Source organism: Stenotrophomonas bentonitica (genome assembly GCF_013185915.1).
GTDB classification, from domain to species: Bacteria; Pseudomonadota; Gammaproteobacteria; order Xanthomonadales; family Xanthomonadaceae; genus Stenotrophomonas; species Stenotrophomonas bentonitica.
Genome location: NZ_JAAZUH010000001.1, coordinates 2,230,534 through 2,245,688, shown reverse-complemented (window position 1 = coordinate 2,245,688; position 15,155 = coordinate 2,230,534). Strand labels below are relative to the sequence as shown.

Annotated in this window: 13 protein-coding genes; 6 read left to right on the top strand and 7 right to left on the bottom strand. The window is 67.2% G+C overall.

Annotation, left to right across the window (positions count from 1 at the left end; translation table 11 throughout):
* Positions 1-73: 73 nt before the first annotated feature.
* The gene (locus tag HGB51_RS09955) at positions 74-1,714 is read right to left on the bottom strand and encodes an ABC1 kinase family protein (protein ID WP_171966831.1); all 1,641 of its coding nucleotides are present in this window, start codon (positions 1,712-1,714) and stop codon (positions 74-76) included.
* Between the two features lie 180 nt (positions 1,715-1,894).
* Here HGB51_RS09955 and HGB51_RS09950 point away from each other — a divergent pair, with 180 nt between their 5' ends.
* Positions 1,895-2,830 carry a DUF808 domain-containing protein gene (locus HGB51_RS09950; protein WP_070207439.1) on the top strand — a complete coding sequence of 312 codons (936 nt, stop codon included), beginning with the start codon at positions 1,895-1,897 and terminating at the stop codon, positions 2,828-2,830.
* Between the two features lie 137 nt (positions 2,831-2,967).
* Here HGB51_RS09950 and HGB51_RS09945 read toward each other — a convergent pair whose 3' ends face one another.
* From HGB51_RS09945 to pdhA, 5 genes are all read right to left on the bottom strand, one after another.
* Positions 2,968-4,521 carry a GGDEF domain-containing protein gene (locus HGB51_RS09945; protein WP_070207409.1) on the bottom strand — a complete coding sequence of 518 codons (1,554 nt, stop codon included), beginning with the start codon at positions 4,519-4,521 and terminating at the stop codon, positions 2,968-2,970.
* A 122-nt stretch (positions 4,522-4,643) separates the two neighbouring features.
* Positions 4,644-6,035 carry a dihydrolipoamide acetyltransferase family protein gene (locus HGB51_RS09940; protein ID WP_070207410.1) on the bottom strand — a complete coding sequence of 464 codons (1,392 nt, stop codon included), beginning with the start codon at positions 6,033-6,035 and terminating at the stop codon, positions 4,644-4,646.
* The gene (locus tag HGB51_RS09935; RefSeq protein WP_070207411.1) at positions 6,032-6,385 is read right to left on the bottom strand and encodes an SH3 domain-containing protein; all 354 of its coding nucleotides are present in this window, start codon (positions 6,383-6,385) and stop codon (positions 6,032-6,034) included. The genes HGB51_RS09940 and HGB51_RS09935 overlap by 4 nt, the downstream gene beginning before the upstream one ends.
* 1 nt (position 6,386) lies before the next feature.
* Positions 6,387-7,454 carry an alpha-ketoacid dehydrogenase subunit beta gene (locus HGB51_RS09930; RefSeq protein WP_070207412.1) on the bottom strand — a complete coding sequence of 356 codons (1,068 nt, stop codon included), beginning with the start codon at positions 7,452-7,454 and terminating at the stop codon, positions 6,387-6,389.
* The gene (gene pdhA, locus HGB51_RS09925; protein ID WP_070207413.1) at positions 7,447-8,529 is read right to left on the bottom strand and encodes a pyruvate dehydrogenase (acetyl-transferring) E1 component subunit alpha; all 1,083 of its coding nucleotides are present in this window, start codon (positions 8,527-8,529) and stop codon (positions 7,447-7,449) included. Before pdhA ends, HGB51_RS09930 begins: the two co-directional genes overlap by 8 nt.
* A 334-nt stretch (positions 8,530-8,863) precedes the next feature.
* Between pdhA and HGB51_RS09920 the strand changes: the two genes are divergently transcribed.
* The 4 genes from HGB51_RS09920 to HGB51_RS09905 all read left to right on the top strand — a co-directional run bounded on the left by HGB51_RS09920 (position 8,864) and on the right by HGB51_RS09905 (position 13,404).
* Complete coding sequence (locus HGB51_RS09920) at positions 8,864-9,742, top strand: tryptophan 2,3-dioxygenase (protein WP_070207414.1); 879 nt, start codon at positions 8,864-8,866, stop codon at positions 9,740-9,742.
* 242 nt (positions 9,743-9,984) lie between these two features.
* Positions 9,985-11,487, top strand: a complete 1,503-nt coding sequence (locus HGB51_RS09915) for a peptide MFS transporter (RefSeq protein WP_070207415.1) — start codon at positions 9,985-9,987, stop codon at positions 11,485-11,487.
* 8 nt (positions 11,488-11,495) lie between these two features.
* Positions 11,496-12,101, top strand: coding sequence for a thioredoxin family protein (locus HGB51_RS09910; protein ID WP_070207416.1), 606 nt, complete (start codon positions 11,496-11,498; stop codon positions 12,099-12,101).
* Between the two features lie 226 nt (positions 12,102-12,327).
* Positions 12,328-13,404, top strand: a complete 1,077-nt coding sequence (locus HGB51_RS09905) for a hypothetical protein (protein ID WP_256123595.1) — start codon at positions 12,328-12,330, stop codon at positions 13,402-13,404.
* A gap of 9 nt (positions 13,405-13,413) precedes the next feature.
* Here HGB51_RS09905 and HGB51_RS09900 read toward each other — a convergent pair whose 3' ends face one another.
* Positions 13,414-13,905 carry a MarR family winged helix-turn-helix transcriptional regulator gene (locus HGB51_RS09900; RefSeq protein ID WP_070207418.1) on the bottom strand — a complete coding sequence of 164 codons (492 nt, stop codon included), beginning with the start codon at positions 13,903-13,905 and terminating at the stop codon, positions 13,414-13,416.
* 128 nt (positions 13,906-14,033) lie between these two features.
* On the opposite strand from HGB51_RS09900, the gene hppD reads away from it, so the two are divergent.
* The gene (gene hppD, locus HGB51_RS09895; protein ID WP_070207419.1) at positions 14,034-15,149 is read left to right on the top strand and encodes a 4-hydroxyphenylpyruvate dioxygenase; all 1,116 of its coding nucleotides are present in this window, start codon (positions 14,034-14,036) and stop codon (positions 15,147-15,149) included.
* Positions 15,150-15,155: the final 6 nt, after the last annotated feature.

The window sequence follows — 15,155 nt, the reverse complement described above, 5'->3', positions numbered from 1 at the left end:
AAATGTTTGTTGAATACGCGCGCTGGGTGCCTACACCGCATTGCGTTGCAAAGGGTAAAGCGCGCGTGAAGCCTCAGCGATGACCGCGTTCTTCGCGCGAACGCGCACGTCGATCAAACAGCAATGCACTGAGGATGATGCCCAGCCCAAGGATCACGCCGATCAGCATCAAGGTGAATGCGATGGCGGGATAGCCGAAGAAGTGCCAACCGGTATCCACCTTCATCATCAACGCCGCAGCAAGGATGAGCGCGGCAGTGACGATGCCCGCCGACACGCGGTTGGCAATCTTCTGCAGGTTCTCCATCAGGCGCGATTCTTCCAGCCCGGTTACCTTCATCTGCAGGCGGTTCTCGGCCAGCAGTGCCAGGATGTCGGACATCTTGCGCGGGCCTTCGCGCAGCAGCTGCTGCACTTCCATCGCCTCACTGGCGAGGTTGGCGGCAGAAAGCGATTTCTTCAGCCGCGCGCGCATCACGTGCTGCAGCTGGCGTTCGACGATGCGGCGGGTGTCCAGGTCGGGCGAGAGCAGCCGGCACACTGTTTCCAGGTTGAGCAGCGCCTTGCCGAGCAGGCTCAGTTCAGGCGGCGTGCGCAGCCCGCTGGCGGTGGCGATGCGCACCAGGTCCAGCACCACGCGGCCTTCGGAGAACGTGCCGCTGGCCGCGTAGCGCGCGATGACCTGGCCGGTCTCGCGCAGGTAGCGTTCCTCGTCGAAGGCTTCCAGGCGCGTGCTGATGCCGATGATCTCATCGGCCACTTCCTCGCCGCGTCCGTCGACGGCGGCGAACAGCAGCTTGAGCAGGCGCTCGCGCAGGCGCGGCGGCATGTGCGCGACCATGCCGAGGTCGAAGATCGCCAGGCGGCCGTCCGGGGTGACCCGCAGGTTGCCCGGATGCGGGTCGGCGTGGATCTCACCGTGCACGAAGATCTGGTCGATGTAGCCGCGGATCAGGGCGGCGGCCAGCGGTGCCATCGGTTCTTCGGTGCGGCGCACGTCGGGGATCATGTCCACGCGCACGCCCTGCGCCAGTTCCATGGTCAACACGCGGTGGCTGCAGTAGTCCCAGATCGGCTGCGGCACCCACAGCGGCTTGAACGGCCGCAGGTGCTGGCCGAAGCGCTGCAGGTTCTCGGCTTCGGCCTGGTAGTCCAGCTCCTGCATCAGGGTCTTGGCGAATTCGTTGAGCCAGTCGCGCAGGCGCACCCGGCGGCCTACCTGGGTCAGGTGGTCGGCGGCCAGCGCGAAGCTGCGCAGTACCTCCAGGTCCGAACGCAGCTGTGCGGCCACTTCCGGCTTCTGCACCTTCACCGCGACCTCGCGGCCGTCATGCAGCTGCGCGCGGTGCACCTGGGCGATGGAGGCGCAGCCCAGCGGCACCGGGTCGAAGCTGGCGAACAGCTTGGTCACCGACGCGCCCAGTTCCTGCTCGATGATGCCGTAGACCCGCTCGACCGGGATCGGTGCCACCTTCTCCTGCATACGCTCCAGTGCCACGACGTACTCGGCGGGCACCATGTCAGGCCGCGTGGACAACATCTGGCCGAGCTTGACGAAGGTCGGGCCCAGCGACTCCAGGTCGGTGACGAACTGCTCCGGGTTGCCCTCCGGGGGCAGGTCGTGGACAGCGCGTGAATCCAGGTTCATGCCCGAAAACACGCCCGAATTCCGGTAGCGCAGCAACAGGCGCAGGATCTGGCTGCGGCGGTTCATGCCTTTGACCAGCGAGGGCGAGCCGGGGACGAGGGGCGTGGTAGTCAAGCAGGGCTCCGGGGGCGATACGGACCCGAAGTGTCGCCGCCTGGAAGTAGTGGGCCGGTGAATGCCGGCGATCTTCCACGAATGCGGCCGTATCGGGCAGAATCGCTGCCACCCTTCGATTCCTGGATGACCATGGCCGGTGCCAGCCTGTTTGCGTTGCTCGACGATATTGCCGCCCTTCTGGATGACGTCTCCATCCTGACCAAGGTGGCGGCGAAGAAGACCGCCGGCGTGCTGGGCGACGACCTGGCGCTGAACGCGCAGCAGGTCACCGGGGTCAGCGCCAACCGCGAGCTGCCGGTGGTATGGGCGGTGGCCAAGGGCTCGCTGGTGAACAAGGCGATCCTGGTCCCGGCGGCGCTGGCGATCAGCGCGCTGGAAACCTGGCTGAAGGCCAAGGGCTATCCGATTCCGATCGTGGTGCCGCTGATGATGATCGGCGGCGCGTTCCTCTGCTACGAGGGCGTGGAGAAACTGGCACACCGCTTCCTGCATTCGAAGGAAGAGGACGCGCAGAAGAAGGCCGAGCGGGTTGCGGCGCTGGCCGATGAGAAGGTCGACATGGTGGCGTGGGAGAAGGACAAGATCAAAGGCGCGGTGCGCACCGACTTCATCCTGTCTGCCGAGATCATCGTGTTGTCGCTGGGCGTGGTATCGGCCGCGCCGTTCCTGAACCAGGTGACCGCGCTGGTGGTGATTGCGCTGGGCATGACGGTGTTCGTGTATGGGCTGGTGGCGGGCATCGTGAAGCTGGATGACGCGGGCCTGTACCTGTCGCGCAAGGGTGGCGCGCTGGCGGCGTTCGGTCGCGGCCTGCTGGTGTCGGCGCCGTGGTTGATGAAATTCCTGTCGGTGGCCGGTACGGCCGCGATGTTCCTGGTCGGTGGCGGGATCCTGGTGCACAACGTACCGGCGCTGCATCACTTCGTGCAGGGCCTGGGCGGGGATGGCCAGTGGGGGTGGCTGGTGAGCGCGCTGGGCAACGTGGTGGTCGGCGTGATTGCCGGTGCAGTGGTGCTGGCGGTGGTGATGGGGATACAGAAGGCGCGCGGCAAGACCGCGCATTGAATCCTGCACCGCTTGGGACACGCGTGGCGTGTCGCTACGCGGGGTGCGCATTGCCCGGTAGAGCCACGCCCTGCGTGGCTGTCGCGGTGTCGGACATGGCGTAGCCACGCAGGGCGTGGCTCTACCGCAGCCGGCCGTCAGCCGGCTTGTACGCGGTTCTTGCCTACGCGCTTGGCGGCATACAACGCCGCATCGGCCCGCTTCAGCAGCGCGTCGGCACTTTCACCGGGCTGCCACTGGCTCAGGCCGGCGCTGAAATGTACCGGTACGCGCTGGCCGTCCAGCTGCAATGGCCGCTGCGCCAGCGAGCGCTGCAGCCGCTGCAAAGTGGACATGCTGTCGGCGCCCGGGGTTTCCGGCATCAGCAGTACGAATTCATCGCCACCGATGCGCGCGATGGTGTCCGAGCTGCGCAGCAGCAGCTGGCACACGGTGACCAGGTGGCGCAGGATCGCGTCGCCGCCGGGATGGCCGTGGTCGCTGTTGGTCTGATGGAAGTCGTCCAGGTCCAGCAGCGCCAGCGCAAGCGGGTGGCCGTGGCGTTCGGCGCGGGCCAGTTCGCGCTCCAGCAGCTCGTCGAAGCCGCGCCGGTTCAATGCCCCCGTCAGCGGGTCGGTACGCACCAGCCCGGAGACGTCGCGCAGTTCCTGTTCGAGCTCGGCAATGCGCGCTTCGGCCTGTTCCACGTCGCGACGCGCGTTGCCCAGGTGGTCGCGCGCCTGCAGCGCCTGCTCCTGCACGCGGCCGGTGTCCTGCAGTACGTCCTGCAGCAGCTGGTTGAGGTCGGCGATGCTGCGCGCCTCCTTCAACGCCAGCGCATAGCTGCTGATGCGGTCGTGGTACTCGCCGGTGCTGACCGCCATGCCGTCCAGCTGTTCGATGAAGTCGCCCATCAGGCTCTTCATGGCGGCCTTGGAGTCGACGATGCCCTGCTTGAGCAGGCCCTGCTTGTAGATCACTTCGCGCAGGTTGGAGCGCGCCTGCTCGACCGAGTCGCGGTCCAGCGGGCCGCCGATCAGCGCACGCACGGCATGCAGCTGGCCATGCAGCCAGCTGCTGTCGTCGAGCAGTTCGCCGATGTTGTCCAGCAGCAGGTCGAACAGGCTCAGCAGCAGTTCCTGCTGTTCCTGCCAACCGTCGCTGCGCACGCCGATCTGGTGGGTGAGCTCGCGCAGGCGCAGTTCCAGTGGCTGCAGCGGCTGGCCGGGGTGCCAGTGGCGCAGCTCGGCGGCCAGCTGCACCGGCTCATCCTTCAGCTCGGGCATGTTCTGCAGCAGGCTGGCCACGGTCACGCCCAGGGTCATGCGCAGCAGCTCGCGCAGGCGCAGGCTGTCGGGCGGGCCGTCAGGGCTGTCCTGCTCGATGGTGCGGATGTACTTGTCGATCAGCTGGCGCATGGCGCGGCCGTAGCTGACCCAGTCGGCGCTGCGCTGGGCCGACTGCAGGCGCTGGCCCATGTCGCCCAGCTCACCGGGCAGCGTGGCCATGCCTTCGGCGAACGCCGCCAGCAGCGGCTCGGGCTGCTCGGCGCCGGCGAACAGGCGTTGCAGCTGGGCGCTGCTGCCGCCCGTGGTGACAGGCGTCTCCACCGTGTCCCCGGCCGCCTTGGCCGCGCCCAGGCGGCGCGACAGCAGCCGCCCCACGGCAGTGCCGGGGCCGGGGCTGGGGAGGGCGTCCTGCGGGTCCTTCATGCGGCGGTCTTGGGACAGGGTGAGGTTGGAACAGTATCGGCGCGGCGGGGCCCGGCTTGAACCCCCTCAAACGACGACGGCCACCCTGCGGTGGCCGTCGTCACTTCCTCACCTGGCGCCGGTCAGTTGGCCAGGGCCAGGTCGTCCAGCATCGCGCGCAGGAAGCGGGCGGCTTCGCCACCGGTGGCGGCGCGGTGGTCGAACGTGACCGACAGCGGGATCACCTTGTGCGCTTCCACGCCGCCCATGACCGGGGTCATCTGGTGGCGGGCACGGCCGGCGGCGACGATGGCCACGCACGGCGGTACCACCACCGGGGTGGCATAGCGGCCGGCGAACATGCCGAAGTTGGAGAGCGAAATGGTATAGCCGCTCAGCTCCGAGGCCGCGATCGAGCGCGCTTCGACCTGCTCACGCAGGCGGTTCACGCCTTCGCGGATGCCGCGTGCATCCAGCACGTCGGCGTTGCGCAGGGCCGGTACGAACAGGCCGTCGTCGGTGTCCACCGCGATGCCCACGTCCACGTGCGCGTGCAGGGTGCGGGTCAGGGCGTCGCCGTCGAACCAGGCATTCAGCGCCGGGACCTTCTGGCAACCGACCACGATCGCACGCACCAGGCGGGCGGTCATGTCGTTGCCCGGGGCCCAGGCATGGATGTCGGCGTCGTCGTTCAGCGTGGTCGGCACGACCTTGCTGTGCGCGTCGGCCATCACCCGCGCCATGTTGCGGCGCACGCCCTTCAGCTGTTCCGGCTGGCCCTTGGCGACCACGCCCGGCGGCTGGGTGCGCATCGGCTTGCCGGCGGCCGACAACGGTGCGCGGGCTTCAGCGGCGCGTGCGACCGGCGCGGCAGCCGCCACCGGGGCAGCCGCGGCAGGCGCCGGTGCGGCACCGACCTTGGCGCTGCCATCGGCAGCGGCCTGCTTGACGTCGGCCATGGTCACCGCGCCGTCGGCGCCGGTGGCGCGCACGCGGGTCAGGTCCACGCCCAGCTTGCGCGCGGTGGCGCGCACCGCCGGCACGGCCTTGACCCCGCCTACCGCCACAGCCTGTTCGGCATGCACGGCATTGGAGCTCTGCATCGCACCGACCACGGTGCCTTCGTCTTCGCGCTCGGCGCCCGGCTTGGCGATCTCGCCGCCGTCGTCCGAAGCCACCACCTTGGCCGGCTGGGCCGGAGCAGTCTGGCCGGTACTCGGGGTCGGCGCCGCGGCCGCGTGGCCGTGGCTGTGGCCGGTGTCCTGGCCATCGGCGCGCTGCGGCAGGTTCGGGTCCAGTTCGAACTGGGCCAGCACGCTGCCGGTGGGAATGATGTCGCCGGCACCGCCGGCCAGCTTCAGTACCTTGCCGGAGAACGGCGAGGGCACTTCAACCACGGCCTTGGCGGTCTCCATCGAGACCAGCGGCTCGTCCAGCTTGATCACGTCGCCTTCCTTGACGAACCACTCGACGATGGTGGCGTCCGGCAGGCCTTCGCCGAGGTCGGGCAGGTGGAAATTCTTGTTCTCACTCATGTGCAGTTCTCTTCCAGCAGTTCGAGATCGCGGGCCGGCAGCCAGCCCGTCGCGCCGTTCGCGCGTTCGGACCACCACCAGCCGCCGTGTTCATGATGCAGTTTGACCATTTCGCCGCTGTCCACGTCCAGTTCGCGGGCGTCGTAGTCGCGCAGGGCCTCTGCGCGACCGTCGTCCAACCGCTGCAACCACGCCACCGGTGCCCAGCCGGCACGCCCGTCATCGGTGCGTACCCAGGCAAACGCCGGCCATTCCTCGTCACGAACACCCAGTTCGACGATCTGGCCGGTGCGGAACCGGAGCGGGTTGGGGTACTGGCTGCGGTACGGGCCTAGGAGACGGGCCCGCATGTCAGCCTGCCGCCACCGCGCGTTTGGCCGCGCTGACGATCCGGTCCACGCTCGGCAGGTACTTCATTTCCAGGCGGAACAGCGGAATGTGGGTGTCGTAGCCGGTGACGCGTTCGACCGGTGCGAGCAGGTCGTACAGCGATTCCTCGGCCAGGCGCGCGGCGATTTCAGCGCCGAAGCCCGCGGTCTTCGGGGCTTCCTGCACGATCACGCAGCGGCCGGTCTTGGCCACCGACTCGGCGATGGTGGCGAAGTCGAGCGGACGCAGCGTGGCCACGTCGATCACTTCGGCACTGATGCCTTCGCCGGCCAGCTTGTCGGCCGCTTCCAGCGCTTCCTTCACCTGCGCGCCCCAGGTCACCACGGTCACGTCGGTGCCGTCGCGCAGCACGAAGCACACGTCCAGCGGCAGCGCTTCGCCGTCGTTGACCACCACTTCCTTGTACTGGCGGTAGATGCGCTTGGGTTCCATGTAGATCACCGGATCCGGTTCACGGATCGCGGCCAGCAGCAGACCGTAGGCGCGCTGCGGCGAAGACGGCAGCACCACGCGCAGGCCCGGCACGTTGGTGAAGATCGCTTCGTTGGCTTCGCTGTGGTGTTCCGGCGCACGGATGCCGCCGCCCCACGGCACGCGCAGCACCATCGGGCAGTGCAGGCGGCCACGGGTCCGGTAACGCAGGCGCGCGGCGTGGCAGACGATGTGGTCCACCATCGGGTACATGAAGCCGTCGAACTGGGCTTCTGCGACCGGCTTCATGCCCTGTGCGGCCAGGCCGATGGTCAGGCCGGCAATGGTGGTTTCATCCAGCGGGGTGTCCAGGATGCGGTCGGCGCCGAAGCGCTGCTGCAGGCCGGCGGTGGCGCGGAACACGCCGCCGTTGACGCCGACGTCCTCGCCGAGCACCAGCACCGACTTGTCGTGCTCAAGCTCCCAGGCCAGGGCCTGGGTGATGGCTTCGATGAGGGTGATGGGGGTGCTGGTCATCGTCTCTTCTCCGCGCGCGACGGCGGCGCTGTCGGCGGCGTTGGTCTGCGCGCCGGAGGCGCCGTTCTTGATCTCATCCATGGCGCTGCTCCAGGGCAATCGCCTGTGCGCGCTGGGCCAGCAGGTCCTGCGGCGGATCGGCATACAGGAAATCGAACATCGCCTCGACCGGCTGCACCGGGGTGTTGAGGTACAGGTTCACTTCCTCGTCCACGCGATTGCCGCACTCGACGGTCCACGCCTGCTCTTCTTCCTCGCTCCACACGCCGGCACCGATCAGGTACTTGCGCAGGCGCAGCATCGGTTCGCGCTGCCAGGCGTCCTTCACCTCGGCATCGCCGCGGTAGCGGCGCGCGTCATCGGCGGTGGTGTGGTCGGACAGGCGGTAGGTCATCAGTTCCAGCACGGTGCCACCGTCGCCGGCCAGCGCGCGCTCACGCGCCTGCAGCATGGCGGCCATCACCGCGATCAGGTCGTTGCCGTCCACCTGCAGGCAGTGCAGGCCACCGGCCAGGCCCTTCTGGGCCAGCGTTTCCGCGCCGGTCTGGGCCGAACGCGGCACCGAGATCGCCCAGCCGTTGTTCACGATGCACAGGATCAGCGGCAGCTTGTAGGCACCGGCCGAGTTCAGCGCAGCGTAGAAGTCGGTCTTGGAGCTGCCGCCGTCGCCGCAGACGGCCACGGCGATCTGCTTCTCGTGGTTGAGCTTGAACTTCAGTGCAGCGCCGGCGGCGTGCAGGCACTGGGTGGAGATCGGCACGCAGAACGGGAAGTCCTTGGCCGCATTGCCGCCGTAGTCGTTGCCGCGCTCGTCGCCGCCCCAGTACATCAGGACGTCGCGCGGGCGCACGCCACGCATGAACATGGCGCCATACTCGCGGTAGGAGGGGGCGAACACGTCGTCCTTCTGCATGGCCGCGCCAATGCCCACGTGCGCGGCTTCATGGCCCAGGCAGGCGGCGTAGGTACCCAGCTTGCCGGTACGCTGCAGCGCGATCGACTTGCCGTCGAACACGCGCACGAACAGCATCTGCTTGAACATCGGCAGCAGCGCGCGCGGGTCGCGCAGGGCTTCGGGCAGGTCATCGCGGACGAGCGTGCCGTCCGTGTCCAGGTACTGCAGGTATTCGATCTTGAACTCAGCGGCAACCGTCATTGCGTACTGCACCTTCGACAGGAAGTTACAAATGATATGAATTGCCATGTTAAGGAAGGCGTATGAAAAAGCCGTCCTGCGGCGCAGCAAGAACTGCCCCGGGCAGCACCCCGGTATACCCCGGGAAGGACCCCCAACGCCAATAACATCAACGTATTCAGTTGTATCAACGGCGCATGAGCGGTTCGCCGCCTGCGGCCCCGCCCAAGCCGGTCCCGGCCGCCGTCCGCGCTGAACGCGGGACCCCGCCGGCTCCACACGCCAGCGTAGGGTGCGGCCTGCCCAGGGACGCGGCCACTGCGCTACCCTTTCTCCCCCTCAAGCGGTCCCCGCCATGTCTGTCGACAAGAACCAACGCGATCTGGAAGCCGGCATCCACACCGACCTGGAAGGCCGCCTCACTTATGGCGGCTACCTGCGGCTGGACCAGCTGCTCTCGGCGCAGCAGCCGCTGTCCAACCCGCCGCACCACGACGAGATGCTCTTCATCATCCAGCACCAGACCTCGGAGCTGTGGCTGAAACTGCTGGGGCACGAGCTGCGCGCGGCGATCGGCTTCCTGCAGAACGACCAGGTCTGGCAGTGCCAGAAGGTGCTGGCGCGCAGCAAGCAGGTGCTGCGCCAGCTCACCGAGCAGTGGTCGGTGCTGGAAACGCTGACCCCATCCGAATACATGGGCTTCCGCGACGTGCTGGGCCCGTCCTCGGGCTTCCAGTCGCTGCAGTACCGCTACATCGAGTTCCTGCTGGGCAACAAGAACGCGCAGATGCTGCAGGTGTTCTCGCACGACCCGGCCGGGCAGGCGCAGCTGCAGCAGGTACTGGACGCGCCCAGCCTGTACGAGGAATTCCTGCGCTACCTGGCACGCTTCGGCCACGACATCCCGGACGGTTACCAGGCGCGCGACTGGCAGTCGCCGCATGTCTCCGACGACACGCTGCTGCCGGTGTTCGAGCGGATCTACCAGAACACCGACCGTTACTGGCGCGAGTACGCGCTGTGCGAAGACCTGGTGGACCTGGAAACCGCCTTCCAGCTGTGGCGCTTCCGCCACATGCGTACGGTGATGCGGGTGATCGGCTTCAAGCGCGGCACCGGCGGGTCCAGCGGGGTGGGGTTCCTCCGCCAGGCGCTGGAGCTGACCTTCTTCCCGGAGCTGTTCCAGGTGCGCACCACGATCCGCAACGACGATCCGCTGCCGCCGGACGCCTGAGCCGGCGCGGCGCTGCCGCCACCCATTCATGTTTGCCTGCCGGAACCGCCGTACGGTGCGGCAGGCCCCGCCGTTGCTGCACTGGCGGCGGTGGGGCGATGGTTGCAGGTGCAAGTTCAGCAACCTTGCCGTCACCTGCAAGGATCGGTGTGTATTTGACGTGAACGCCGTTGTTCTGGGATTCTCCCGCGCTGTTTCGCACATCGGACGTGCATGTCTTCCACCGAACCCAGGAATCCCGCATGAGCGTAGACGCCGCCGCGAAATCCGTTCCCGAACCGGCGTTGCCGGAGTTCAAGACCACGCTGGGCCATCCGCGCCCGCTGTGGATGCTGTTCATGACCGAGTTCTGGGAGCGCTTCGCGTTCTACGGGATCCGCTGGGCGCTGGTGCTGTACATCGTCTCCCAGTTCTTCAATGGCGACTCGGCCGGGCAGGCTGCGGCCAGCCGCACCTACGGTGCCTACCTGGCGCTGGTGTACGCGGCCGCGATCTTCGGCGGCTATGTGGCCGACCGCGTGCTGGGCTACCAGCGCTCGATCCTGACCGGTGCGGTGATCATGGCGGCCGGTCTGTTCATGGTCGCGATGCCGAACAAGGAAGTGTTCGAATTCGGCCTGGCCACGATCATCATCGGCAACGGCCTGTTCAAGCCGAACATCTCCACCATGGTCGGCAAGCTGTACGGCCTGAAGGATGAGCGCCGCGACTCGGGCTTCACCATCTTCTACATGGGCATCAACATCGGCGCGATGATCGCCCCGGTGCTGACCCAGTTCCTGGCCGAGAAGGTGTTCGGTACCGAAGCGATGCCGTCCTACAAGATGGTGTTCATCGCCTCGGGCATCGGCATGCTGCTCAGCCTGGTGTGGTTCTACATCGGTCGCGCTGGCCTCAAGGGCATCGGCGCGCCGCCGGCCGGTGGCGAAGGCATGGGCCGCGTGGTGATGGTGTTCGTCGGTTCGCTGGTCGCCATTCCGGTGGCCTACTTCCTGCTCTCCACCGGCGCCACCGCGCTGGCCTGGATCCTCGGCATCATGTTCGTGGCGCTGGGCGCGCTGCTGCTGGTGGAAGGCATCCGCGAAGGCAAGGTCCAGCGCGACCGCGTCATCGCGATGCTGATCATCTTCACCTTCAACGTGATGTTCTGGATGTTCTTCGAACAGGCCGGCAGCTCCTTCACCTTCCTGGCCGACAACATCGTCAACCGCAACCTGGGTGGCTGGACCTTCCCGACCGCGTGGTTCCAGTCGGTGAACTCGGTGGCCATCATCGCGCTGGCCCCGATCATCGCCTGGATCTGGATCAAGCTCGGCCGTGCCAACCCGTCCATCCCGCGCAAGTTCGGCCTGGGCCTGCTGTTCAACGGCGCTGCGTTCGCGCTGCTGATGCTGGCCCTGTCCAGCATGGTGGTGGACGGCAAGATCCCGTTCTGGACGCTGTTCATGGTCTACGTGATCCAGTCCGTGGGTGAGCTCTGCCTGTCGCCGATCGGCCTGTCGATGGTGACCAAGCTGGCGCCGGTGCGCCTGGTCGGTTTCGGCATGGGTGGCTGGTTCCTGTCCACCGGCATCGGCAACAACCTGTCGGGCATCTTCGCCGGCGCGGTGAGCGGCGAAGGCGGCATGACCGTGGAGTCGGCGCTGAAGGGGTACACCTTCGGCTTCTGGGCGTTGATCGGGTCGGGCGTGGTGCTGTTCCTGATCGCGCCGCTGATCAACAAGCTGATGCACGGCGTCAAGTGAGGTCTGCGATGCGCATGTCTGCTCTGGGTTCTTCGTTGATCGTGGCCGGCCTGCTGGCCGCCTGTTCGCCGTCTGCGCCCACCGCCGCACCTGCGCAGCCGCTGGACACCACCGAGCAGAAGCCACCGGTGGCCGATCCCAGCCAACCGGTGGCCTCGGGCAACACGCCGGCTGCCGCGGACGTCGCTGCGGTGGCCGCGCTCAATGCACAGTTCGACCCGGCCCGCGACCCGGTGGCCGACCTGGCCACCGCCAAGGTCGAAGCCCAGCGCGGTGGCAAGCGGATCGTGCTGGACGTGGGCGGGGAGTGGTGTTCGTGGTGCCACCTGCTGGACGCGTTCGTCGAGGGCGATGCGGAGATCCGCAGCTTCCGCGACGCCAACTACGTCTGGATGAAGGTGAACTACAGCGAGGACAACGAGAACGCCGCGTTCCTGTCGCAGTACCCGCAGATCAAGGGCTACCCGCACCTGTTCGTGCTGGACGCGCAGGGCAAGCTGCTGCACTCGCAGTTCACCGGCGAGCTGGAAGCCGACAAGGGCCAGCCCAAGGGCTACAACCGCGACAAGTTCGTGGCCTTCATGAAGGACTGGGCGCCGCCACAGGCGCCCTGATAGCCCGGAAAATGCCGCGATCATCGCGGCATTTTTTTTGCGATGGTTCCCGTGGACCGGCTTAGACGTAGTGCCGGCCGCTGGCCGGCTCCTCGCACAGCGAGGTTCCATGGGGAGCCGGCCGGCGGCCGGCACTACAGTTCCTGGATGTGGCGCCGCTAATGAACGGATGCAGCCTGCCTCCAGTGACAGCACATCAGACACCGCCCTCGAAGCACCGGGCGGCGTGAGCCTGCCGCCGGCGGACGTGTTGCTGGACGACCACTCCGCGCACGGTGGCGATGCCGACACGCCCGACCCGGGTGCGATGTTCTACCGCCTGCCGCTGGTGTCGGTCCCGGACAACGTGCTGCTCAAGGCGGCCGTGCAGAAGCTGGTGGAGCAGAAGACGCAGCTGGACGCACTGGCGCGCAACCCGGCGCTGGCCGGCGTGCTGCCGGCCGAATGGCAGGGCAACGGCACGCGCGGCGTGGACCTGCAGGCCTTCGTGCTCTCGGTGCTGCCCTACCTGCACAACACAACCAAGGCCGAAACCGCGCCGGCGCGGCTGCCGCTCAGGCACGTGCTGGGCGACAGCGGTCGTTGGAACCACGCCGATGTGGCGGAACCGAAATCGCTGGCGTTCTTCCTGGCCAGCGACGACCGCGCCAGCGCCGGGGTGAAAGACCCGGCCGAAGCCTACCTGGTTACGCCGCTGGGCCTGGCCTGGGCGCAGGAAGGGCGTACCCGCCCCGGTTTCCTGCGCCAGATGGGCTACCCCAGCATGGCCGCGCGGGTGCATGTGCTGCCGTATCCCGAACCCGGCCAGCTGGCGCTGTACAGCGTGGTGGCCCATGGCGTGCCCCAGGTCTGGTGCGTGCTCGACCGTCGCAAGCTGCGCCCCCTGCTGGCGCCGTGGCTGAGCGTGCCGCTGCTGACCGCCTACGGCGTGGGAGCTCCCACGCCCTGGCCGGCGTCGTACCCGGCCATCGACGAAGTGGCACGGGCGCTGGCCACCGCACGCACCGGCAAAGGTCCGGTGGAAGTGGACCTGCCCAAGGTGGTGGCCAAACTGGCCGAAGACGCGTCAGGCGAAACCTGGATGCCGGTCAGCCTGCTCCAGGTGGGGACGTGGGCGCCGCGCTGGCGGTACTTCCTGGCCACCTTCATCGCGCTGCCGGCCGCGCTGCTGGTGATTGCCGCGCTGGCGTTGCCGGGCGCGCTGGAAGCGGCCGCCGTGGCCGCCTCACTGGGCCTGGCCGCCGGTGCGATCGGTGCGCTGGCCGCGCCGTGGGTGCATGCGCGGCGGAAGCATCTGAGCTGACGCGTCCGGTCAGCCCTCGTCCATCCGCTGCAGGCCATCCCCGGCCAGGCGCAGGATCAGCTTTTCCAGCATCTGCTCCTCCTCCTCGCTGAGCACCGACATCAGCTTGCGGGTGATCTCGATCACCAGCGGGGCGATGGTCTCGTACACCTCGAAGCCGGCCGCAGACAGCGCCAGCACCGAGCGGCGGCGGTCGTCGCCATGGGTTTCACGCTTGATGAAGCCGCGTTCGAGCAGTCTTGCCACGGCCCGGCTGACCGCCACCTTGTCCATCGCGGTGCGGTCGGAGACCTCGCTGGCCGACGAGCCCGGATACAGCGCCAGGATGGTGATCACCCGCCATTCGGGAATCGCCAGACCGTATCGGTCCCCATACAGCTTGGCGATATTGCCGCTGACCCGGTTGGACAGGACGCTCAGCCGGTAGGGCAGGAACTGCTCCAGGTCGAGCAGGGCGTGCGAAGCACGGATGCTGTGGCTGCTGGGATCGGCTGGGCTCATGCTGCGGTGCACCTTGATGGTGGTTTCATGTGAAACTATAACCTTGTTTCCGGATTCCGCATTCTCGCGGGTCTGCCTTCCGCCCGCACCTGGTTTTTTCCGGGGGTGGGCCGCTTCGGAGCCCAATCATGAGCAGCCAGCCCGCAACCGCGTCGCACGCCCCCAACCCCGGCATGCAGGTCACCACCTTCGAGAACCCGATGGGCATCGACGGCTTCGAGTTCGTCGAATTCGCCGCGCCGGCCGGTCGGGGTGCCGAACTGCACGCGTATTTCCGCAAGATGGGTTTCACCGCCGTGCTGCGCCACAAGCAGCGCGCCATCACCGTGTACCGCCAGGGCGACGTCAATTTCCTGGTCAATGAAGAACCCGATTCGTTCGCCTCGGACTTCGCCGACAAGCACGGTCCGTGCGCCTGCGGCTTCGCGATCCGCTTCAAGAAGCCGGGCGAGGAAGTGCTGCAGCTTGCGCTGGGCAACGGTGCCGAGGTGGTCGACTTCAAGCCGGAAACCAAGGCGGTGCCGGCCCCGGTGATCAAGGGCATCGGCGACTGCATGCTGTACCTGGTGGATCGTTATGGTGCCAACGGCAGCATGTTCGACACCGACTATGCGCCGATCGAAGGTGCAGATCAGCGGCCGGTCGGCTTCGGCCTGACCTTCATCGACCACCTGACCCACAACCTGTACTTCGGCAACATGCAGCAGTGGTCGGATTACTACGAGCGCCTGTTCAACTTCCGCGAGATCCGCTACTTCGACATCAAGGGCCTGAAGACCGGCCTGGTGTCCAAGGCGATGACCGCGCCGGACGGCATCGTGCGCATTCCGTTGAATGAATCGTCCGACCCGAAGAGCCAGATCAACGAGTACCTGGACGCGTACAAGGGCGAGGGCATCCAGCACATCGCCTGCTTCACCGAGAACATCTACGACACCGTGGAAGCGATGCGCGCGCAGGGCGTGGAGTTCCTGGACACGCCGGAGACCTACTTCGACGTGATCGACATGCGCGTGCCGGGCCACGGCGAAGACGTGGCGCGACTGGCGAAGAACAAGATCCTGATCGACGCCGACCCGGAAACCAAGCAGCGCAAGCTGCTGCAGATCTTCACCACCAACTGCATCGGGCCGATCTTCTTCGAAATCATCCAGCGCAAGGGCAACGAAGGCTTCGGCGAAGGCAACTTCACCGCGCTGTTCGAAAGCATCGAGCGCGACCAGATCAAGCGCGGCGTTCTGTAAAAAGGG